The 21,603-nt window shown below is 61.5% G+C and carries 15 protein-coding genes and 1 tRNA gene; 11 read left to right on the top strand and 5 right to left on the bottom strand.

Going from position 1 to position 21,603, the window contains the following annotated elements; all coding sequences use genetic code 11:
- Positions 1–2: 2 nt before the first annotated feature.
- Positions 3–1,256, bottom strand: coding sequence for a tRNA (N(6)-L-threonylcarbamoyladenosine(37)-C(2))-methylthiotransferase MtaB (gene mtaB / locus ANTHELSMS3_RS03130; RefSeq protein ID WP_094033603.1), 1,254 nt, complete (start codon positions 1,254–1,256; stop codon positions 3–5).
- A complete protein-coding gene (dapF, locus tag ANTHELSMS3_RS03125) occupies positions 1,253–2,083 on the bottom strand; it encodes a diaminopimelate epimerase (RefSeq protein ID WP_094033602.1) in 831 nt (276 codons plus the stop codon). Before dapF ends, mtaB begins: the two co-directional genes overlap by 4 nt.
- 128 nt (positions 2,084–2,211) lie before the next feature.
- Between dapF and ANTHELSMS3_RS03120 the strand changes: the two genes are divergently transcribed.
- Positions 2,212–2,287 (top strand) — tRNA-Lys (locus ANTHELSMS3_RS03120).
- Between the two features lie 126 nt (positions 2,288–2,413).
- Here the strand turns inward: ANTHELSMS3_RS03120 and ANTHELSMS3_RS03115 are convergent.
- A complete protein-coding gene (locus ANTHELSMS3_RS03115; RefSeq protein WP_094033601.1) occupies positions 2,414–3,463 on the bottom strand; it encodes an aldo/keto reductase in 1,050 nt (349 codons plus the stop codon).
- 11 nt (positions 3,464–3,474) lie between these two features.
- Positions 3,475–4,173, bottom strand: coding sequence for a GntR family transcriptional regulator (locus ANTHELSMS3_RS03110; RefSeq protein WP_094033600.1), 699 nt, complete (start codon positions 4,171–4,173; stop codon positions 3,475–3,477).
- 102 nt (positions 4,174–4,275) lie between these two features.
- Between ANTHELSMS3_RS03110 and ANTHELSMS3_RS03105 the strand changes: the two genes are divergently transcribed.
- From ANTHELSMS3_RS03105 to ANTHELSMS3_RS03075, 7 genes are all read left to right on the top strand, one after another.
- Positions 4,276–5,799, top strand: a complete 1,524-nt coding sequence (locus ANTHELSMS3_RS03105; protein WP_094033599.1) for a UxaA family hydrolase — start codon at positions 4,276–4,278, stop codon at positions 5,797–5,799.
- A gap of 14 nt (positions 5,800–5,813) precedes the next feature.
- Positions 5,814–6,560, top strand: coding sequence for an SDR family oxidoreductase (locus ANTHELSMS3_RS03100; RefSeq protein ID WP_094036899.1), 747 nt, complete (start codon positions 5,814–5,816; stop codon positions 6,558–6,560).
- Between the two features lie 31 nt (positions 6,561–6,591).
- Positions 6,592–8,118 (top strand): sugar ABC transporter ATP-binding protein, encoded by a 1,527-nt coding sequence (locus ANTHELSMS3_RS03095; protein ID WP_094033598.1) that lies wholly within the window; start codon positions 6,592–6,594, stop codon positions 8,116–8,118.
- Entirely contained in the window at positions 8,115–9,122 is a 1,008-nt protein-coding gene (locus ANTHELSMS3_RS03090) for an ABC transporter permease (RefSeq protein ID WP_094033597.1), read from the top strand. Before ANTHELSMS3_RS03095 ends, ANTHELSMS3_RS03090 begins: the two co-directional genes overlap by 4 nt.
- A 63-nt stretch (positions 9,123–9,185) precedes the next feature.
- Entirely contained in the window at positions 9,186–10,133 is a 948-nt protein-coding gene (locus tag ANTHELSMS3_RS03085; RefSeq protein WP_094033596.1) for an ABC transporter substrate-binding protein, read from the top strand.
- 70 nt (positions 10,134–10,203) lie between these two features.
- Positions 10,204–11,061 carry a fumarylacetoacetate hydrolase family protein gene (locus tag ANTHELSMS3_RS03080; RefSeq protein ID WP_094033595.1) on the top strand — a complete coding sequence of 286 codons (858 nt, stop codon included), beginning with the start codon at positions 10,204–10,206 and terminating at the stop codon, positions 11,059–11,061.
- Positions 11,062–11,354: 293 nt separating this feature from the next.
- On the top strand, positions 11,355–13,985 hold the full coding sequence (locus ANTHELSMS3_RS03075; protein WP_094033594.1) for a cation-translocating P-type ATPase: 2,631 nt from the start codon (positions 11,355–11,357) through the stop codon (positions 13,983–13,985).
- Between the two features lie 176 nt (positions 13,986–14,161).
- Here the strand turns inward: ANTHELSMS3_RS03075 and ANTHELSMS3_RS03070 are convergent, their stop codons facing one another.
- Positions 14,162–14,563, bottom strand: a complete 402-nt coding sequence (locus ANTHELSMS3_RS03070; RefSeq protein ID WP_254694833.1) for an Lrp/AsnC family transcriptional regulator — start codon at positions 14,561–14,563, stop codon at positions 14,162–14,164.
- Between the two features lie 188 nt (positions 14,564–14,751).
- On the opposite strand from ANTHELSMS3_RS03070, the gene ANTHELSMS3_RS03065 reads away from it, so the two are divergent.
- The 3 genes from ANTHELSMS3_RS03065 (at position 14,752) to ANTHELSMS3_RS03055 (ending at position 21,473) form a co-directional block, all read left to right on the top strand.
- Positions 14,752–18,183, top strand: coding sequence for an indolepyruvate ferredoxin oxidoreductase family protein (locus ANTHELSMS3_RS03065; protein WP_094033592.1), 3,432 nt, complete (start codon positions 14,752–14,754; stop codon positions 18,181–18,183).
- Positions 18,184–18,261: 78 nt separating this feature from the next.
- Positions 18,262–20,307 carry an FAD-dependent oxidoreductase gene (locus ANTHELSMS3_RS03060; RefSeq protein ID WP_094033591.1) on the top strand — a complete coding sequence of 682 codons (2,046 nt, stop codon included), beginning with the start codon at positions 18,262–18,264 and terminating at the stop codon, positions 20,305–20,307.
- Positions 20,308–20,447: 140 nt separating this feature from the next.
- On the top strand, positions 20,448–21,473 hold the full coding sequence (locus ANTHELSMS3_RS03055) for a Fe(3+) ABC transporter substrate-binding protein (RefSeq protein WP_094033590.1): 1,026 nt from the start codon (positions 20,448–20,450) through the stop codon (positions 21,471–21,473).
- Positions 21,474–21,603: the final 130 nt, after the last annotated feature.

The raw sequence follows: 21,603 nt of genomic DNA, 5'->3' as shown, positions 1-21,603 counted from the left end.
GCTCAGGCCGTCAGTTGGGTGCCGTCGACCCCGGTGATTGTGGCGCGCACAATCTGCCCGACGGGTTGAGGCGTGGCAAATCGGACCTCGGTAAACTGTTCGGTGCGGCCCATGTCGGGGGCTTCCATCAGGATGGCGTGATCCCGGCCGACCTGCGCGGCCAGATGGGCCAGTACCCGGCCGTCACCAGCGGCGCGCAGGCGCGCCGCGCGCTCTTTGATCACGGTGCCGTTCACCTTGTTCGGAATGCGGGCAGCAGGCGTGCCGGGACGCGAGGAATAGGGGAAGACGTGCAACCACGTTAGGTCGCAGTCCTGCACCAACTTCATCGAGTTCTCGAAATGGGCATCCGTCTCTGTCGGGAACCCGGCAATGATGTCCGCCCCAAAGGTCATGTTTGGGCGCAGTTTGCGCGCCTCTTCGCAAAACCGGATCGCGTCGTCGCGCAGGTGGCGGCGTTTCATGCGTTTCAGGATCAGGTCGTCGCCATGTTGCAGCGACAGGTGCAGATGCGGCATCAGTCGAGGTTCTGTCGCGATCGCCTGCATCAGGTTGTCATCCGCTTCGATCGAATCGATCGAAGAGATGCGCAGGCGCGGGATATCGGTCAGCTTGAGAATGCGCATGACCAGATCGCCAAGTCGTGGTTCTCCGGGCAGATCGGCCCCCCATGAGGTCAGATCGACACCGGTCAGGACTACCTCGTTGTAGCCCTGATCGCGCAGGCGCTTGATCTGATCCACCACAACTCCGGCCGCGACGGAGCGTGAGTTGCCGCGACCGTAGGGGATGATGCAAAAGGTGCAGCGGTGATCACAGCCATTCTGGACCTGCACATAGGCGCGACTGCGGGTGCCAAAGCCGTCGATCAGGTGGCCAGCGGTTTCGGTCACGGACATGATGTCATTGACCTGCACCGCCTCTGTTTCACCGATAAAATCGGCTACCATGCCTTTCCAAGTGTCAGCGGCCATCTTTTCGGTATTGCCGATGACGGCGTCGACCTCTTCCATTGCGGCAAAACTGTCGGGGTCGATCTGCGCAGCGCAGCCGGTGACGATCACCCGGGCGTCGGGGTTTTCGCGGCGCAAGCGGCGGATTTCCTGCCGGGCTTTGCGCACGGCCTCTGCGGTGACGGCGCAGGTGTTCACGACAACGGCATTTTCAACGCCAGCGGCCTCTGCGAGATCCTTCATGGCCTGCGTCTCATAGGCGTTGAGACGGCAGCCGAGCGTTGTGAATTTTGGGGCACTCATGGGTTCGCATCCAGCCATTGGGGTGTGAATTGCCCGTCAAAGACGTGGGCGGTTGGGCCGGTCATCCAAACGCCATCGTCGCGCCAGTCCACATGTAGCGTGCCGCCATCAAGGTCGATTTGTACCTTGCGCCCTGTCAACCCACGTCGGGCGGCAGCCACGGCGGTGGCGCAGGAAGATGAGCCGGAGGCCAATGTAACACCAACGCCCCGTTCCCATACGCGCATCCGCAGGTGATCGGGACCAATCAGGCTGGCGACCTGAACATTGGTGCGCTGCGGGTACAGCGGATGGTGTTCGTAGCGCGGTCCAAACTGATCCAGCGCCACAGTCTCTGCGTTCTCGACAAAGAAGGTGCAATGCGGGTTTCCCATGCCGGTGGCGGTGGGGCTGCCCTCAATCGGCAATTCCAAAGTGTCCATTTCCTCGGCCAGCGGGATGTCGGCCCACTCCAGTTGTGGTGGCCCCATGTTGACAGAGGTCAGGCCCCCCCCGGCGTCGACCGCACTCAGCGTGCCATGATCTGTGGTCAGGCTCAGCCGGCTGTCGCCGCTGGCGTCCATCAGATGCCGCGCAATGCAGCGGGTGGCGTTGCCACAGGCCGCTGACGTGGAGCCGTCGGCATTGTAGAAGGTCAGATGCGGGAGACCCGCGCGCAGCGAAATGACGGCAAGCTGATCAAATCCGACGCCCCGGTGCCGGTCGGCGATGGCCGCAATGCGGCTGGCCGTGAGAATCGCCTCACGTTCTCGCGAATCAATCACGACGAAATCATTGCCAAGCCCGTGCATTTTCATGAAGGGCAGGGGGGAAGGTGTCTGTTCCATGAGCGGGCATATACGCCTGAAACCGCGTGCTTTCCAGTGTCCGGGGCGTGGCGATGAAATTCGCGGTGTGATTCCCGATTTTTTGGGTTGACCCGGACCGGGCATATTCATAGTTAGGCCGCCACAGTGGGCCGTTAGCTCAGCTGGTAGAGCAACTGACTTTTAATCAGTAGGTCGATGGTTCGAACCCATCACGGCTCACCACTGTATCAAAGACCCGGCCTTAAATGGCCGGGTCTTTTGACGTTTTGGTAGATCGTTTGGATCGCATGGGACCGGGGTAGCATTCCCCGTACCGTTGCGCCTGTTCCGTAGATCAGGCGGCACCCGTCACACCCTAGCGTCAATGTCCTGTGGAGTGGGCGCATCTGCGCGGATCAGGCCTTCGGACTTCAGATCCGACCATAGCGCTGCGGGGACGGTGTGGTCGAAAATGGCGACGTTCTGGCGGACTTCGTCGGGCGTAGATGCGCCGGGAATGACCGTTTTCACAGCGTCGTGGCCCAGCGGGAATTGCAGGGCCACCGCGATCAGCGGGGTATCATGGGCGTCGCAAACCGCGCTCAGCTTGCGCACCCGTTGCAGAATGTCCTCTGGCGCGGGCGCATAGTCATACCGCGCACCGTCGACCGCGCCCGTGGCAAGGATGCCAGAGTTGTAGGGACCGCCCAGAATGATTCCCACGTCCCGTTCAATGCAAAGCGGCAAGAACCGCTCAAGCGGCTCTTGTTCCAGCAATGTATACCGACCCGCCAACAGGAACCCGTCGAAATCGGCCTCTTCCAGCAGGCGTTCGCAAATCTGCCAGGTGTTGACCCCGGCACCGATGGCCGCGATCTGGCCGGCTTCGCGCAATTGGGACAACGCTTGGTAGCCACCCAGCGTGAAGAGCTGGCGCAGATTGTTGTCTTCAAAGGCTTGGCCATGCGCCCCGGCGTCTATGTCGTGCAGAAACAATATGTCGATCTTGTCGGTCCCAAGGCGGGCTTTGCTGTCCTCAAAGCTGCGCATGATCCCGTCATAGGTAAAATCGAATGCGATCCGTTTCTGAGGAACGTCGACAAAGGCCTCGGGCGTGACCTCTTCGGGGGCGCAGTCGTGCAGGACGCGGCCCACCTTGGTCGACAGGGTCATCGCGTCGGGATCGAATCGGTTCAGCGCCTCGGAGAATCGCATTTCCGAGCGGCCCAGCCCGTACTGCGGCGCTGTGTCGAAATAGCGGATGCCTGCGTTCCAGGCGGCATCTAGCGTGGCCTGCGCGGCGCTGTCTTCGATCTTGCGGTAGAGATTGCCCAGTGGGGCGCCCCCAAACCCAAGCTGCGTCAGTGTCACGGGGGAGGCCGTGCGGTGGTTCAGCACGTTTGTTCTGGCCAGTTTCATCGTGCCTCTTTTCAGGTTGCGCGGAAATAGTCCGGGTGTTGGCGTTCCAGCGGTTTGATCCGCTTGATCAGTTGGCGAAGGTGGCGGGACATGGCCGTTCGGGCGGCCCTGCTGTCCTTTGCTTCTATCGCGGCGAGAATGATTTGATGTTCCGCCACCGCTTCGGCAGGGCGGCCGGGTTCAGGCAGGATAAGTTTGCGCGCACGGCGTAGTTGCAGGGTCATTTCCTCGGCCACCAGCGTGACCTTGGGAAACCCGGTAAAGCCTAGGATCATTTCGTGAAATTCCAGATCGGCCTCGAAAAAGCCCTGAAAATCGGCGTCTTCGACCAGTAGTCCCTGTAGGCGCAGGTTGCGTGACAATCGCAGCAGTTGGTCGGGAGTGTGATCTTCGGCGACGCGTGCGACAGCTGCGGTTTCGACAGCTTCACGCAGGAAATCCTCTTCCAGCAATTCGGCCATGGAGAACTGTGAAACGCGGGTCGCGGACTGTGGAATGATGTCGACCAACCCGTCTGACGACAACCGTCCCAACGCTTCGGCGACAGGGGACCGCGATACGCCCAGTTGTTCACACAGTGCCCCCTTGCGCAGGATGGCCCCGGGCTCCAGCGTCATATCCAAGATGCTGCGGCGCAAAGCGGTATAGACCCTCTGCCCAAGCGGACCTTCGAGATGGGTTATATCAAGCGCGGGGTCGGATTTTGACATTGTGAGTCCCTTCAACTGACATGTTAGTTGACACATGGCGCAAACTCAAGGTAGTCATCACCCTACTGGACAGGCCGATTGTCATCCAGAGGAGTGCGCTAAATGACCCAACTGCCCCGTTTGCTGACGCTAAGCCCACAGGACAATGTCGCCATTGCGCTGGATGATCTGGCTGCGGGCGATGTGGTTGGGCAGGACAGCCTGACGCTGGTGCAATCGGTTGCACGCGGACACAAAGTGGCCATCGCGCCGATCGCGGCGGGCCGGAATGTGCTGCGCTACGGACAGATCATCGGGCAGGCGACCGCCGACATCGCGGCGGGAGAGCACGTTCACGTGCATAATCTTGGCATGGGCGAACACGCACAGGACTACGCGCATGCCAGCGAAGCAACAGAGTTGAACGCGGCAACCGATGCGCGGACCTTTGACGGCTATCACCGGGCCGATGGCCGCGTTGGAACGCGCAACTATCTGGGCATTCTGACTTCGGTGAACTGTTCGGGGTCGGTGGCAAAGTTCATCGCCGAAGCGGCGGAGAAATCCGGCCTGCTGGATGATTTCCCTAACATTGATGGTATTGTCCCCATCACCCACGGAACAGGCTGCGGCATGTCCGGCGAGAACGAAGGCTATGACACCTTGTTCCGTACGCTTGCCGGCTATGCCCAGCACCCCAATTTTGGCGGCATTCTGCTGATCGGACTTGGCTGTGAAGTGATGCAGGTGTCCGCGCTAGTGGGGGGGCGCCCCATCCGCGCAGATGGCGCGCTGCGCTACATGACCATCCAGCACGAAGGCGGCACCCGCAAGACAATCGAAAAGGGGCTGACAGAACTGCGCGGCATTGCCGAACTGGCCAATGCCGCCACGCGGCAGCCTGCACCGATTTCGCACCTGATGGTGGGGATGCAGTGTGGCGGATCGGACGGCTATTCCGGCATCACCGCCAATCCCGCCCTTGGCGTCGCCTCGGACATGTTGGTGCAGCATGGCGGCACCACGATCCTGTCCGAGACGTCAGAAATCTATGGCGCGGAACACCTGTTGACCCGTCGCGCGTCATCCGTCGAGGTGGGCGAAAAGCTGATCGACCGCGTCCGGTGGTGGGAGGATTACACCGCCCGCAACAAGGGGGAGATGGACAACAACCCCAGCCCCGGCAACAAGCGTGGCGGGTTAACCACCATTCTCGAAAAATCGCTGGGTGCCGTCGCCAAAAGCGGCAGCGCGCTACTGACGGATGTCTATCTCTTTGCGGAAAAGATCGACAAACGTGGGTTTGTCTTCATGGACAGCCCCGGGTTCGATCCGTGCTCTGTCACCGGACAGATTGCCTCTGGCGCCAACCTGATCGTCTTCACGACGGGGCGGGGATCAGTCTCGGGCTACATGCCGACACCCTGCATCAAGATTGCCACCAACTCTGAGATGTACGCCCGCATGGCGGACGACATGGATGTGAACTGCGGTGACATCATCAGCGAAGGTGTCAGCTTGCACGACAAGGGTGCCGAGATTTTCGAGATGTTCATTCGGATCGCATCCGGTGAACAGACAAAAAGTGAGGACCTCGGCTTTGGCGGGGTAGAGTTCGTGCCGTGGCAAATCGGGGCGGTGATGTGACCATGGGGACGGGTATGACGCTGACAAACAAGACCATTCTGATAACAGCCGCAGGACAGGGCATGGGGGCTGCGAGCGCACGGGCCTGTGCGGCAGCCGGGGCATCCGTGATTGCGACGGACGTGAACGGCGATCTGTTGGATAATCTGGCCGGTGTCGCGGGGATCGAAACCCGCGTGCTGGACGTGACAAAGGCGGATCAAATCGCAGCGCTGGCCGCAGACCTCCCCGATCTGGACGGGATGTTCAATTGCGCGGGCGTTGTGCACCACGGCACGGTGCTGGACCTGACGGATGACGACTGGGACTTTGCGGTCAACCTGAACGTGACATCGATGGTGCGCATGTGCCGGGCCTTTGTGCCGGGCCTGTTGCGTCGCGCGGACAGCCAAGGCAGCGCCGCAATCCTGAACATGGCGTCCATGGCCTCATCCGAAAAGGGTTTTGTCAATCGGACGGCCTATGGCGCGACCAAGGCGGCGGTCATCGGGCTGACCAAGGCAATCGCCGCGGATTTCGTGGCGCAGAATTTGCGGTGCAACGCGCTGTGTCCCGGGACGGTTGATACGCCGTCGCTGCAGGGGCGGATTGCGTCGGCCCCGGACCCCGTTCAGGCGGAAAAAGATTTCATCGCACGCCAACCGATGGGCCGGTTGGCCACGGTTGACGACATGACGCCCACAATTGTGCACTTGTTGTCGGACGGCAGCAGATTCGTGACAGGGCAAACCGTTCTCGTCGACGGTGGTGTCACGATCTGATGGCGATGCATGGTTTGGGAGGGCCTGCCACATGACATACCTGGTGGAAATGACGGGGATCGAGAAACGCTTTCCCGGTGTTCACGCGCTCAAGGCCGTCCAGTTCAATCTGCGTCCGGGGGAGGTTCACGCCCTGATGGGCGAGAACGGTGCAGGCAAATCGACCCTGATGAAAATCATGTCCGGTATCTATCCGCGTGACAGCGGAGAGATGTTTGTCGACGGCAAACCGGTGACCCCGGATGGTCCGCGCGCGGCGCAGGATCTGGGGATCGGGATCATTCACCAGGAACTCAGCCTGATGAATGATCTGACGGCGGCGCAAAACGTGCTGATCGGGCGTGAACCGCGCCGCAGCTTTGGCCGGTTGGATGAACCCGCCCTGAACAAGAAGACCGCCGAGATTTTTGCCTCGCTCAATCTGGCGATGGACCCGCGCACCCCGGTCAGTACCCAGACCATTGCCCGTCAGCAGTTGATCGAGATCGCCAAGGCACTGTCCTACAACCCGCGCGTCCTGATCATGGATGAGCCGACGGCGGCGCTGAATGACGCCGAGATTACCGAACTTTTCAAGGTGATCCGCAAGCTCAAGGCCGATGGCGTCGGTATCGTCTACATCAGTCACCGTATGGATGAGATCAAGCGGATCGCGGACCGGGTCACCATCCTGCGCGATGGGGCATATATCGACACGGTGGACGCAGCCGAGACGCCGCTGTCAAAGATCATCCAGCTGATGGTGGGCCGCGAAGTGACGCAAAGCGCGCCGGTCATTCCGGACACATCGCAAAGCCCGGTGGCCTTGGAGGTCCGCAACCTGTCGCGCGGCAAAGAGGTGCGCGATGTCAGCTTTGATGTCCGCAAGGGAGAGATCCTTGGCTTTGCCGGGTTGATGGGGGCCGGGAGGACAGAGGTCGCGCGCATCATCTTTGGCGCTGATCCCCGTGACGCCGGTGAGATCATTGTTCATGGCCAGCCGGTCAATATCCGCACACCCCACGCAGCCGTCGAGGCCGGGATCGGCTATCTGTCCGAAGACCGCAAACACTTTGGCCTTGCCGTAGACATGACCGTGCGTGCCAATGTGGCGATGGCCAATCTGGGCCAGTTCACCAACCGCTTTGGTGTGCTTGACGAAGGCGCGATGAAAACCACGGCGATCAAGTACATCGATCAGTTGGGGGTGCGCACCCCGTCGGACATGCAGGACGTGCGTCTGTTGTCGGGCGGTAACCAGCAAAAGGTCGTTATCGCCAAATGGCTGTTGCGCGACTGCGATGTGCTGATCTTTGATGAGCCGACCCGTGGCATCGACATCGGTGCCAAGTCGGAAATCTATGCCTTGCTCGAAGACCTCGCGGCACAGGGACGCGCGATCATCGTGATTTCGTCGGAATTGCCCGAGGTCATGCGCCTGTCGCACCGCATCGCGGTGATGTGCGAGGGACGCCTGACAGGCATCCTGCCCGGCGGCGAAGGCACCACTCAGGAACAAATCATGGAATTGGCCACACAACGCGACACGGCGTTGGTGGGTGCGGAGGATCACCTATGACGACCACAACACCCGAAGCCCCCCGATCGGCGCTGTCGCGGATCGTTGCCGCAGGCACGCACCAGCGGGTTCTGGCCTTTGCCAGTCTGATCGTGCTGCTGATCGGCTTTTCGATCGCCTCGCCGAACTTCATGCAAACGTCGAACATGATTGCGATCCTGCAGGCGACATCGGTGAACGGTGTTCTGGCGATTGCGGTGACACTGGTCATCATCACCGGCGGGATCGACCTGTCCGTTGGGACCATGATGACCTTTTGCGCGGTTATCACTGGCGTGGTCCTGACCTACGCAGGGATGCCTTTGCCGCTGGGGGTGATGGCGGCTGTGCTGACGGGGGCCGCGTGTGGTGCCTGTTCCGGCACGTTTGTCGCCAAGATGGCAATCCCGCCGTTTATCGCGACGCTGGGCATGATGCTGATCCTCAAGGGGCTCAGCCTTGTGATCTCGGGCACCCGTCCAATCTATTTCAACGACACTCCCGGTTTCAGTGAGATTTCGCGCGGTTCGCTGATTGGCGAGATCATTCCCGCGATCCCGATCCCCAACGGCGTGCTGATCCTGTTCATCGTCGCCGCTGTGACCGCCTATATCCTGAACCGCACGGTGTTGGGCCGCTATTGTTTCGCCCTTGGGTCAAACGAGGAATCCGTCCGCCTTTCCGGCGTCAATACCGACCGCTGGAAGATTGCAATCTATGCGCTTGCCGGGGCCATTGTCGGCATCGCGGGGCTGCTGATTGCGTCGCGTCTGAATTCTGCCCAGCCGGCTCTGGGGCTTGGCTATGAACTCGAAGCGATTGCAGCGGTTGTGATCGGTGGCACGTCGCTGTCTGGCGGACGCGGGTCCATTCTGGGGTCGCTCATCGGGGCCCTGATCATGGCCGTACTGACCAACGGACTGCGCGTGCTGTCCGTGGCTCAGGAATGGCAAACGGTTGTGACCGGCGCAATCATCATTCTGGCGGTCTACGCCGACATGATGCGCCGCAACAAAGTGAAGTAACGAAAATCCCATTGGCCCGGAGAGGAGACACCGGGCCATCAACCAACTGAGGAGGAACTCTAAATGTTGTCACGTCGTACTCTTATGGGCGCACTTGGCCTTTCCATCGCTCTGGCATCGGCTCCTGCCGCTTATGCTCAGGATGAAATTTACATCCCGCTGGTCTCAAAAGGCTTTCAGCACCAGTTCTGGCAAGCCGTGAAAGCCGGTGCAGATCAGGCCGCCGAAGAATTCGGTGTCCGCATCACCTTTGAAGGCCCCGACAATGAAACCATGGTTGATCGCCAGATCGACATGCTGGCGGCCGCCTTGGCCAACAAGCCTTCGGCCATCGGATTTGCCGCGCTGGACAGCCAAGCCGCAATTCCGCTGCTCCGTCAGGCCGCTGATGCGGGCATTCCGGTTATTGCCTTTGACAGTGGTGTCGACAGCGATATCCCGGTGGCGACCGCAACCACGGACAACGTCGCAGCAGCAGCACTGGCCGCCGACAAGATGGCCGAATTTCTGGGCGGTTCCGGCAAGGTTGCCGTCGTGGCCCACGACCAGACCAGCCGCACCGGCATCGACCGCCGCGATGGTTTCCTGAACCGGATCGCAAGCGAATACCCCGACATCGAGGTTGTCAGCGTGCAGTATGGCGCAGGCGACCAGTTGACCTCGACCGAGGTCGCCAAGGCCATTCTGACGGCCAACCCTGATCTGGGTGGCATGTTCGGCACCAACGAAGGCTCTGCCATCGGGATCGTCAACGCCGTGCGTGAAATGGGCAGCGAAGGCGTGACCATCATCGGCTACGACTCTGGCAAGGCGCAGACCGATGCGATCCGTGACGGCCTGATGGCTGGTGCGATCACCCAGAACCCTGTCGGCATCGGCTATGAGACCGTCAAGGCCGCCGTGGCCGCGATGAATGGCGAAACCCTGCCCGCTATCATCGACACCGGCTTTTACTACTACGACCAGTCCAACATCGACGACGCTGAAATCCAGGCTGTCCTTTACGATTGATCGCACTGCCGTCGCAGCCCATCTTCGCGTGGGCTGCGACACAACTATTTCTCTGATATCCGAGGTTCACATGAAATTACTGCGTCACGGCCCCAAAGGGCAGGAAAAACCCGGTTGCCTTGATGCGTCAGGCCGCGTGCGCGACCTGTCCGAGCATGTCCGGGATATTGCCGGAGAGGCGTTGCTGCCCGAGTCCATCGCCCGCCTGAAGGCACTGAACATGGACGCCCTGCCGATTGTCGAAGGCACTCCGCAGGATGATCTGCGGCTTGGCCCCTGCGTCGGCCAAACCGGAAAGTTTGTGTGCATCGGCCTGAACTACGCCGATCATGCCGCCGAAAGCGGGTTGGACGTTCCGCCCGAGCCGGTCATTTTCAACAAATGGACGTCGGCGATCATTGGCCCGGATGACGATGTCATCGTTCCGCGCGGCTCTGAAAAGACCGACTGGGAGGTCGAACTTGGCGTCGTGATCGGCAAGGGCGGTGCCTATATCGACGAAGCGGATGCGATGGATCACGTTGCCGGGTTCTGCGTGATCAACGACGTCTCTGAACGCGAGTATCAGATCGAACGCGCAGGCACTTGGGACAAAGGCAAGGGCTGCGATACTTTTGGCCCGACGGGTCCCTGGCTGGTGACTCCCGATGAGGTCGGCGACTATGACGCGCTGGGGATGTGGCTGGAAGTGGATGGCACGCGGTATCAAAACGGTTCGACCGCGACGATGGTCTACAAAGTGCCGCACCTGATTTCCTACTGCTCGCAGTTCATGAGCCTGCAACCGGGTGACATCATTTCGACCGGCACGCCTCCGGGGGTCGGAATGGGATGTAAGCCGCCGGTTTATCTGAAGGGTGGAGAAACCATGCGGCTGAGTATCGAAGGACTTGGCGTTCAGACACAGGTTGTCAAAACGGCAAACTAGGCCCACACCGGAAGGCCCTGCGCGACCGATCCGAGGCAATCAGATCCTGTTGATCCCGAAAAACCGGCTGGTTTTTCGGGATCATTTCATTTCTGGGCCGACTTTGGCCTGACGCGGGTGCGACCCCGGGTGGCATGGGCCGTCCAACGTGGGCGCGGTCAGCACAGGCATAGCTGCCATGCGTTTGTCGATGTTTGACGCACGTCAAACAAGTTGCCGATAGCTATGTCTAGGATGCGGGTGGACAGCGTCCCTCGCGGGCGGGCTGAGCAGGCGTGACAGGAGCAGACGGCATGACGGGCGACACGCGCTATGGACTGACCACCCAAGAGGCGGCGCGCCGCCTGCAAGAGGTCGGCCCCAACCAGTTGGCCGAACAGAAACCGACCTCGCGCTGGACCATCCTTTTTCGCCAATTCACCAGCCTGCTGATCCTGATGCTGATCGCCGCAGCCGCCATTGCCGCCGTGTTGGGCGAGACGGTCGATGCGATCGCCATCATGCTGGTCGTGGTGCTGAATGGCATTCTGGGCTTTGTTCAGGAGTGGCGGACAGAGACGGCGCTGTCCGCGCTTCGGAGCATGCTGGCGAGCGAGGCGCGGGTTGTCCGCGATGGCGCGCAGGCGATGATCGACACCCGTCAGATCGTGCCGGGCGATCTGGTGATTCTGGAAGGGGGCGACAAGGTGCCCGCCGACATGACCCTGACAACGGGTATGCGGCTGAAAGTCGATGAAAGCATCCTTACCGGAGAGTCGGTGCCGGTCGACAAGGCGCTGGGCGACGGGACCACACGCCTGTTCATGGGATCAAACGTGGTGGCGGGCCGCGCCGAAGGGGTGGTGCAGGCGACCGGGTCAAACACCGAGTTCGGCAATATTGCCGAGCTGACCGCATCCATCGACGAGGGCGAAACCCACCTGCAAGAACAGCTTGGCCGTCTGGCGCGGCTGCTGGGCGTGATCGCAATTGGTCTTGCTGGGATGGTGCTGGCGGCGGGCCTGATGGTGGGTCGTCCGTGGCAGGAAATGTTCCTGACCTCGATCGCACTGGCCGTGGCCATGGTACCCGAAGGTCTGCCTGCAGTGGTGACGATCACACTGGCGCTGGGGGCCTCGGCGATGCTGCAGCGTCGTTCTCTGGTGCGCAGGTTGCAGGCGGTCGAGACCTTGGGCGCGGCCACGGTGATCTGTACCGACAAGACTGGCACGCTGACAGAGAACGCCATGACGGTGACGCGGGTCTGGACGCCATCGCAGGACTATGAGGTGTCGGGCACAGGCTATGATCCCGCCGGACATATTGCGACCCATGGAAAACGAGTGCGCGCGGCAGACGATGCGCGGCTGGCAGAGCTGATCGACGTGGGCCTGTCGTGCAACCACGCCGAACTGTCGCGGGTCGATGACATGTGGCGCATGGTCGGCGACCCGACAGAGGGCGCGCTGGTCACGCTGGCGTTCAAGGGGGGGGCGCCCCTGCCCGATACAGCGGACCGGGTGGCCGAAATCCCCTTTGACGCAGACCGTAAACGGATGAGCGTGGTCATGCAGCGCGATGAGGGCCTTGTGCAGATGGTCAAAGGCGCGCCGGAAACGGTGCTGGATGTCTGCGACCGGGTGCAGGGAGCGGATGGCGTGCCGCGTGCGCTGTCGTCGGACGTCCGCGCCGAGATTGAGCAGGTGGCGGCGGACATGGCATCGAACGGACGTCGCCTGTTGGGGTTCGCGAAACGTGCGGTCACTGACCCGCAGGCAGAGGAGGCCGGGCTGATTTTTCTGGGCTTCGTTGGGATGATTGACCCGCCACGGCCAGAGGTGCGTCAGGCGGTGGGCCTGTGCCGCAGCGCTGGCATTCGCGTGATGATGATCACCGGGGACGCGGCCCCGACGGCTGGGGCCATTGCGCGCGAGATCGGGCTGGAGGTCGATACGGTGCTGACGGGCGCAGATCTGGACACCCTGTCCGACGAGGATCTTGAGATAAAGCTGGACGGCAACACGCATTTCGCCCGTACCACGCCCGCCCACAAGATGCGCCTTGTCGACGCGCTGCAAAGGCGCGGCAATCTGGTTGCCATGACCGGTGACGGGGTGAACGACGCGCCTGCGCTGCGGCAGGCGGACATCGGCATCGCCATGGGCCAGCGCGGCACTGATGTGGCCAAGGATGCCAGCGATCTGGTGCTGCTGGACGACAACTTTGCCACCATCGTCGGTGCGGTCGAGGAAGGCCGCCGCCAGTTCGCCAATATCCAGCGGTTCGTGCGCTATCTGCTTTCGTCGAATGCGGGGGAGGTGGTGGCTATTGTCATTAATCTCTTCCTCGGCGGGCCGCTGATCTTTCTTGCGACGCAGATTTTGTGGATGAACCTTGTCACCGACGGGGTGACGGCGGTGGCGCTGGGCATGGAAAAGGCAGCGCCCGACGTGATGGCCCAGCCGCCGGTGCCCAAGGACCACCCGATCCTTGATGCGACGGGCCTGATGATGATCATCTGTTTTGGCCTGTATACCGGAAGCGTTAGCCTGTGGCTGTTCTATAGCCATTTGCACGAAGGCGTGGATCTTGCGCGCACCATGGTCTTTACTGGTATGGTGCTGTTCGAAAAGGTCAGCGTCTTTGCCTTTCGGTCGTTCCGACTGCCGCTGTTTCGGATCGGGTTCTTTTCCAACCGCCCTCTGCTGATTGCCTTTGCCGCCATGATCGGGGTGCAGATGGCTGCGATCTACTGGCCGCCGCTGCAAAGCCTGTTGCACACCGTGCCGCTGTCGATGGCGCAGATGGGTCTTCTGGCGCTGCTGACCTTGCCGCTGCTGGTGGTCCCGGAACTGTTGAAAGCGGCCCGTGGGGCGCGGGCGCAGGGGCCTTCCCAGAGGGAAACGATCCTGTCTATGGCATGCCGGACAGTTTTCTGGCGGTGAAGCGCAACGTGGCGGCAGAAGAGCGTGACACCTGGGGGTCAGCGCCATGCGGAGCGCGCGATGCGCGCACAGGGTGACTTGCCCGGCGGCCTATGGCCTTGGGCGCGGGGATGGGGCGCTGCCCCCGTCGCCTGCAGCTCCTCCCCCGGGATATTTTCGGACAGAAGAGGCCGAAGTCACGGGGGGAGGGGAAGCTCTGTGCCTTGTTTGATCCGGCGCAGGACAAACATGGTCGCGGTGCCCGCGACATTGGAGTGTTCCAGGACGTGGCGCATCAGGATCGATTCCAGATCGGCGATATCTCGGACCACGAGGTGAAGCAAATAGTCCCATTCACCGGAGATCGAATAGACCTCGGTGATGGCGGGGACTGTTTCTGTTGCGCGCTGAAATTCGGCCCGGGCGCGCGAATCCTGTGATTTCATGCGGACCTGAACAAAGGCATCCATGCCAAGGCCGACCGCGCTGGGGGTTACGTGGCGCACCGGCGGGCCGATGACGCCGTTTTCCTCAAGGTTCCTGAGGCGGCGCCAGCAGGTGGCTGACGAGCTGTTCACCGCGTCGGCGAGATCCTGCATGCTGCCGGAGGCATCTTTTTGCAATACGGCAAGGATTCGGCGGTCTAGGTCAGAGATTTGAACCAAGTCAGTCATCTTTCACAGGCAAGTGAATGAAATGGTGCGGGATATGTATGCGGCGTGCAAGAATGAAAAGCGCGTCTCAGGAAAATGAGTAAAACTCCTGCATCTAATTCAGGGAGTGCGCCATGACTGATCTGACCCCGATACTGACCGATTACACATTGGAAGATCGCTATACCCGTGTGCAGGGACGCGTCTTCATGACCGGGACACAGGCGATCGTGCGCATCGCGCTGGATCAGGCGCGGCGCGACCGGGCGCGTGGACTGGACACGCGGGGATATGTTTCTGGCTATCGGGGATCGCCGGTGGGCGGCATCGACCTGGAAGTTGGGCGCAATCGTGCCGTGGTCGAGGGGGCCGGGATCACCTTTCTGGCCGCGGTCAATGAGGAGTTCGGCGCCACCCAGATGATCGGCACCCAGCAGGTGGAAACTGACCCGGACAAAACCTGTGAGGGCGTCTTCGGCTTGTGGTACGGCAAGGGGCCGGGGGTGGACCGGGCGGCGGATGCGCTTAAGCACGGCAATGCCTATGGTTCGTCGCCCACGGGCGGTGTGCTGGTGGTGGCGGGGGACGATCACGGCTGTGTGTCGTCGTCGATGCCGCATCAGTCTGACGTGGCCTTCATGAACTTTTTTATGCCGACGCTGAACCCGGCCAATGTGGCGGAGTTTCTGCCGTTTGGGGAATGGGGTTATGCGTTGTCGCGGTTTTCCGGCATGTGGGTCGGGTTCAAGGCGATTTCCGAGACGGTTGAGTCCGGCATGTCGTTTGAATTGCCCAAGGATCGGACGTTTGTGACGCCGGATTTCACGCCGCCGAAGACGGGGTTGCATTACCGTTGGCCCGACCTGCCCGGGCCGCAGATCGAAGAGCGGATGGAGGCAAAAAAGAACGCCGTTCTGGCCTTTGCCCGCGCCAACCCGATCGACCGGGCGGAATGGGGTCATGACGCCCGGTTCGGCATTGTGACCACCGGCAAGGCGCACCTGGATACGCTGGAGGCGCTGCGCCTGTTGGGGCTGGATGAGGCCGCTGCGCGGGAACTGGGTATCGACATCTACAAGGTCGGCATGGTCTGGCCGCTGGAAGATGTGGGCGCGCTGGCTTTTGCTGCCGGCAAGCAGGAACTGCTGGTGATCGAGGAAAAGCGCGGCATCATCGAAAGCCAGCTGAAGGAATATTTCTACGACTTCCCCGGTCAAAAGCCGGATCGCATGGTTGGCAAGCGCGATGAACATGGCGCGCGGCTGATCCCATGGACGCATGAGCTGGGCGCGGTGATGCTGGCGCGGATCATCGCCGCACGACTGGACTTGAACCTTGGCACATCACTCACGGAACGTGCCAAGGGGATCGTGCCGCCTCCGAACCTGATTGAGGTGCCGGGGGCGGCGCGGACTCCGTATTTCTGCTCGGGGTGTCCGCACAATAGCTCGACCAAGGTTCCCGAGGGCAGTGGTGCCCTCGCGGGCATTGGCTGTCACTTTATGGCCAGCTGGATGGACCGCAACACCACCTCGCTGATCCAGATGGGCGGGGAGGGCGTGAACTGGGTCGCACGATCCAAGTTCAACGGAAATAAGCATATCTTTCAGAATCTTGGTGAGGGGACGTATTACCATTCGGGGTCGCTGGCGATCCGGCAGGCCATCGCTGCCGGCACCAACATCACCTACAAGATCCTGTTCAACGACGCGGTTGCCATGACCGGAGGGCAGACGGTGGACGGGCCGATTTCGGTCGAGGCGATTGCCCATTCGGTGCTGGCCGAGGGAGCCAAGCGCGTGGTTGTCGTTTCAGACCAGCCCGAGCAATTCCGCGCGGCGGATCTGCCCTCGGGTGTGGCGATTGAACACCGGCGCGAGATGGACCGCGTTCAGCGCGAATTGCGTGAAATCCCTGGAACAACAGTGCTGATCTATCAGCAGACTTGCGCCACGGAAAAGCGTCGCCTGCGCAAGCGCGGCAAGATGGAAGACCCCAAGAAATTCGCCGTCATCAACCCGTTGGTCTGCGAGGGTTGCGGCGATTGCGGGGTGGAATCGAACTGCCTGAGTGTCGAACCGCTGGAGACGGAGTTTGGCCGCAAACGGCAGATCAATCTGAACTCCTGCAACAAGGACTTTACCTGTGTGAACGGGTTCTGCCCCAGCTTTGTCACCGTTGAGGGTGGCACGCTGAAGAAGGGGCGCGGTGTGTCTGCGTCTCAATTGGCAGAGTTGCAGGCCGGTTTGCCCGCGCCAGTGATGCCCACGCTGGATGCGCCTTGGGACATTTTGGTGACCGGGGTAGGCGGCACGGGGGTCGTGACCGTGGGCCAATTGATTGCCATGGCGGCCAATCTTGAGGGCAAAGGCGCCAGCGTGCTGGACTTTATGGGCTTTGCGCAGAAATTTGGCCCAGTTCTTAGCTATCTGCGCATGTCGGCGACCCCGCAAAAGGTCAATCAAGCGCGGATTGAACCGTCGTCCGCGGATGCGCTGATCGGCTGTGATCTGGTTGTCAGTTCCTCGCCCAAGGCATCAATGACGTACCGTGCAGGCCACACCCGTGGCGTGGTGAACACGGCGCTGATGCCGACGGGAGATTTCACACGCAACCGCGATGCCGACCTGAAAGCCGGTGAGAGGCTGGCGCGGATCGGGGCCGCTGTGGACGGATCAGCGCTGTATGGGTTGGACGCCAATGCGCTATCAGAGGCGCTGTTGGGCGACACAGTCTTTGCCAATGTGTTGATGCTGGGCGCTGCGTGGCAGGCGGGGTTGGTGCCGTTGTCAGAGGCAGCGCTGATGCGCGCGATAGAGCTGAACGGCGTCAAACCGGATGTGAACAAGCAGGCGTTTCACTGGGGCCGGGTTGCCGTCAATGACCCGCAGGCGGTTGAGAAAATCGCAGGCACGCAGGCGCAGCCGGTTCAGACGCTGGAGCAGATGATCGACCGGCGGGCGGCGTTTCTGGTGGATTACCAAAGCAGTGCCTGGGCGCAGACCTACCGGGATGCGCTGACGCCTGTGATTGCCGCCGAGACGCAGGTGGCGGGCGCACCCGGTGCATTGACGGAGGCGGCGGCCAAGGGCTTGTTCAAGCTGATGTCTTACAAGGATGAATATGAGGTCGCGAGGCTGCACACCCAGACCGGGTTCATTGAGGGGTTGAAGGATCGGTTTGAGGGGGAGTTCACGGTCAAACACCATCTTGCGCCGCCGATGCTGTCCAAAGGCACCGATGCGCGCGGGCGGCCTTTGAAGCGGGTGTTCGGCCCTTGGGTACAGGTGGCGTTCCGCCAGTTGGCGCGGATGAAGCGGCTGCGCGGCACCGCGCTGGATGTCTTTGGCTGGACCGAAGAACGCCGGATGGAACGTGCCTTGATCACCGAATATCGCGCCTTGCTGGACCGTCTTGTGGCGGGCTTGACCGCAGATAACCGGGATGAGGCGGCGCGGATTGCCGGGATGGTCATGGAAATACGCGGCTTTGGCCCGGTCAAGGCAGAGGCCGTCGACAAAACCCGCGCAAGGATCGATGCGGCAATCGTAGACTATGTCGGTTGAAATCCTTTAGCCGACCGGTCGTTTGGGTTATCTGCGTTTCAAAGCGCCCGAGGAGGGGCGAGGAGAGGAGTCCGCATCATGACCACCGATAGCCCCGTTTCTGTGACCCGCGAAGGCGATCTGGCCTGGGTCACCATCGACAATCCGCCGGTCAACGCCACCAGTACCGCTGTGCGCGCCGGATTGGCGCGTGCAGTGATTAAGGTGCAGGGGGCGCGGGTTGCGATCCTGACCTGCGCTGGGCGCACCTTTGTAGCTGGCGGGGATATGTCCGAATTCGATGCGCCCCCGGTAGAGCCACATCTGCCGGACGTGGTGCAGATGATCGAGGACAGCGAAACGCCGTTTGTGGCGGTGATGCAGGGCAACGTGCTGGGCGGCGGATTTGAGATCGCCATGGGCTGTGCTTGGCGGATCGCAGCAAAAGACACGCGGTTTGGTCTGCCAGAGGTCAACGTGGGTCTGATCCCCGGCGCCGGTGGCACACAGCGCGCGCCGCGTCTGATCGGAATGGAAGCGGCGATTGATATGGCGGCCTCTGGCGCGATGCTGGATGCGGAAGCGGTGCAGGCGCTGGGCGGTCTGGATCTGGTCACCGACGGCGATCTGGCAATGGCGGCGCGTGGGTTTGTGGCGGATCTGCCCCCGCGACCTGTTGCGGTATCACAGCGGGACGCCACGCCAATTGCCGCTGAGGTGCTGGAGGCCAAACGCGCCGCCGTAGCCAAACGCGCGCGCGGGCAGGCGTCCGGGCTATTGAACATCGACGCGCTTCAGTGGGCATATCTGCCATTTGCAGAGGGGCAGCCAAAAGAGCGTGCTTTGCATCTGGACCTGCGCCAAAGCGCCGAAAGCCGTGCCTTGCGCCATGCCTTTTTTGCCGAGCGTGAGGTCGCGCGGCCCAAGGCGGCAGAGGGGGCCGCGCCGCGTGACCTGCAGAAAATCGCGGTTGTCGGCGGTGGGTTGATGGGCGCGGGGATTGCCACGGCCAGTCTGGGCGGCGGGCTGAAGGTGGTGTTGGTCGAACGCGATGCGCAGGCGGCGTCCAGCGCCGCCGACCGAGTGGCCGGGTTGATCGACGGCGCGGTTGCACGCGGCAAGCTGAGCGCAGACAAGGCGGTAGAGCAAAAAGCGCGGTTCATCGTGACGGCGGATTACGCCGATGCGGCGGATGTCGATCTGGCGGTCGAGGCGGTGTTTGAGGATCTGGAGGTCAAGCGCGCGGTATTTCGGCAATTGGCCGAGGTTGTGGCGTCGGACACGATCCTTGGCACCAACACCTCTTACATTGACCCGCGCGAGATTTTCGAGGGAATCCCGAACCTGTCGCGCTGCGTCGGCCTACACTTTTTCTCTCCAGCGCATGTGATGAAACTGCTGGAGATTGTGCCGCTGCCCGAGACCTCAACAGAGGTTCTGGCCACCGGCTTTGCCTTTGGAAAGCGTCTGCGCAAGGTGTCGGTACTGGCGGGAATCTGCGACGGGTTCATCGGCAATCGGATGCTGGCGGAATACCGTCGGGCGGCGGAATACATGCTGGCTGACGGGGCGCTGCCGCAAGAGGTGGATGCCGCCGCGCGTGAAATCGGATTCCCCATGGGACCGTTTGAATTGCAGGATTTGACCGGTTTGCAGATTGCATGGGCCAACCGCAAGCGGCAGGCGGGGTCGCGCGATCCGGCGCAGCGCTACGTCACGATTTCCGATCAGGTCTGCGAATTGGACCGGCTGGGTCAGCGCAGCGGCAAGGGGTGGTATGACTACGTCGAAGGCGACCGCAAACCTCGACCTTCGGCAGAGGTTGAGGCGGTGATCACCGGCTATTCCAAAGCGCAAGGTATCGTGCGCCGCAGCCTGGCCCGCGAAGAGATCATGGCGCGCATCCTGTCGGTTCTTGCCAATGAGGGTGCGCGGATCGTTGAGGAAGGCATCGCCGAGACAGATGCCGCCGTCGATATGGTGCAGATCCACGGTTATGCCTTTCCACGTTGGCGCGGTGGTCCGATGCAGGCTGCGGACGAATTGGGCTGGGACAGGGTCGCAGCAGTGATGGCACGATTGGCCGAGGAAAGCCCGAATAGCTGGACGCTAAGTGCTCGCGCCAGCGAGGCCGCAGGCGTCTGAGCGCGCCCCGGTCCGCGTCGGACGGGGTGGAAATCTGTGACACGGTATTCCGACTAAAACAATCGACAAAGGCTTGCGCTGTGCGGTGGTTTCTGTAATTGACTAAAAGCATAAGGAATTAGATCCAAGAGGAGCACAGCATGAAATTGACGTCCGGACTTTCCGCGCTGACCCTGATCGCGACGGCGGGCCTGACCCCTGTGGCGGCCGTGGCAGAGGGCGAGGTCAACATTTATTCCTCGCGCCACTACGATACGGATGAGCGGCTTTACTCCGATTTCGAAGACGCGACCGGCATCACCATCAACCGCATCGAAGGCAATGCGGATGAGCTGATCGCACGGATGGAGGCAGAGGGGCTCAATTCGCCTGCGGACGTTCTGCTGACCGTCGATACCTCGCGTCTTGAGCGCGCAAAGGATGCCGGAGTGCTGCAGCCGGTCGACAGTGATGTGTTGGAAGCGCGGGTGCCAGGCTATTTGCAGGATGCCGAGAACGAATGGTTTGGCTTCTCACAGCGCGCGCGCATCATCTTTTACAACAAGGAAGAGGTGACGACCCCGCCCGCGACCTATCAGGATCTGGCAGACCCGATGTACAAAGGGCAGGTCTGTATCCGGTCGGGCACCAACTCCTACATGCAGACGCTGCTGGCGTCGTTGGTCGAGCATCTGGGCGAAGACGGTGCGCGTGACTGGGCGGCTGGCGTGGTGGCAAACTTTGCGCGTGACCCGCAGGGCGGCGATACCGATCAGCTGCGTGGACTGGTGTCGGGCGAATGCGGTGTCGCGCTGTCGAACACCTACTATTTTGCCCGCGCAATCCGCACAGATGTCAGCGGTTTGACCGAAGGACTGGACCAGATCGGTTGGGTCTTTCCGAACCAAGACGGCACCGGTGCGCATATGAACCTGTCTGGGGGTGGCGTGGCCGTTAATTCGCCCAACCGTGACAACGCGATCAAGTTCCTTGAGTACCTGACAAGCGATCAGGCGCAAAAGTACTTCTCGGCCGGCAATGACGAATACCCTGCGGTTCCCGGTGTGGGCCTTAGCCCGTCGGTGGCGGCTTTGGGGTTCTTCAAACCTGACGATGTGGACCTGAGCGCCGTGGCCAAGAATATCCCGACCGCACAGAAGATCTTTAACGAGGTCGGTTGGAAGTAATCCAGCATTCAGATTACCTAGACGGCGAGGCGCGGGGAGACATCCCCGCGCCTTTTTTGTGTGCCGTATGGGGGGGAGGCAGGAAGGCTCGAACCAGAACCGGGATGCGGGCGGTTTTGGTTCCAGAGGT

It is taken from the genome of Antarctobacter heliothermus, from assembly GCF_002237555.1.
GTDB classification, from domain to species: Bacteria; Pseudomonadota; Alphaproteobacteria; order Rhodobacterales; family Rhodobacteraceae; genus Antarctobacter; species Antarctobacter heliothermus_B.
This window is presented reverse-complemented; position numbering and strand designations above follow the sequence as displayed.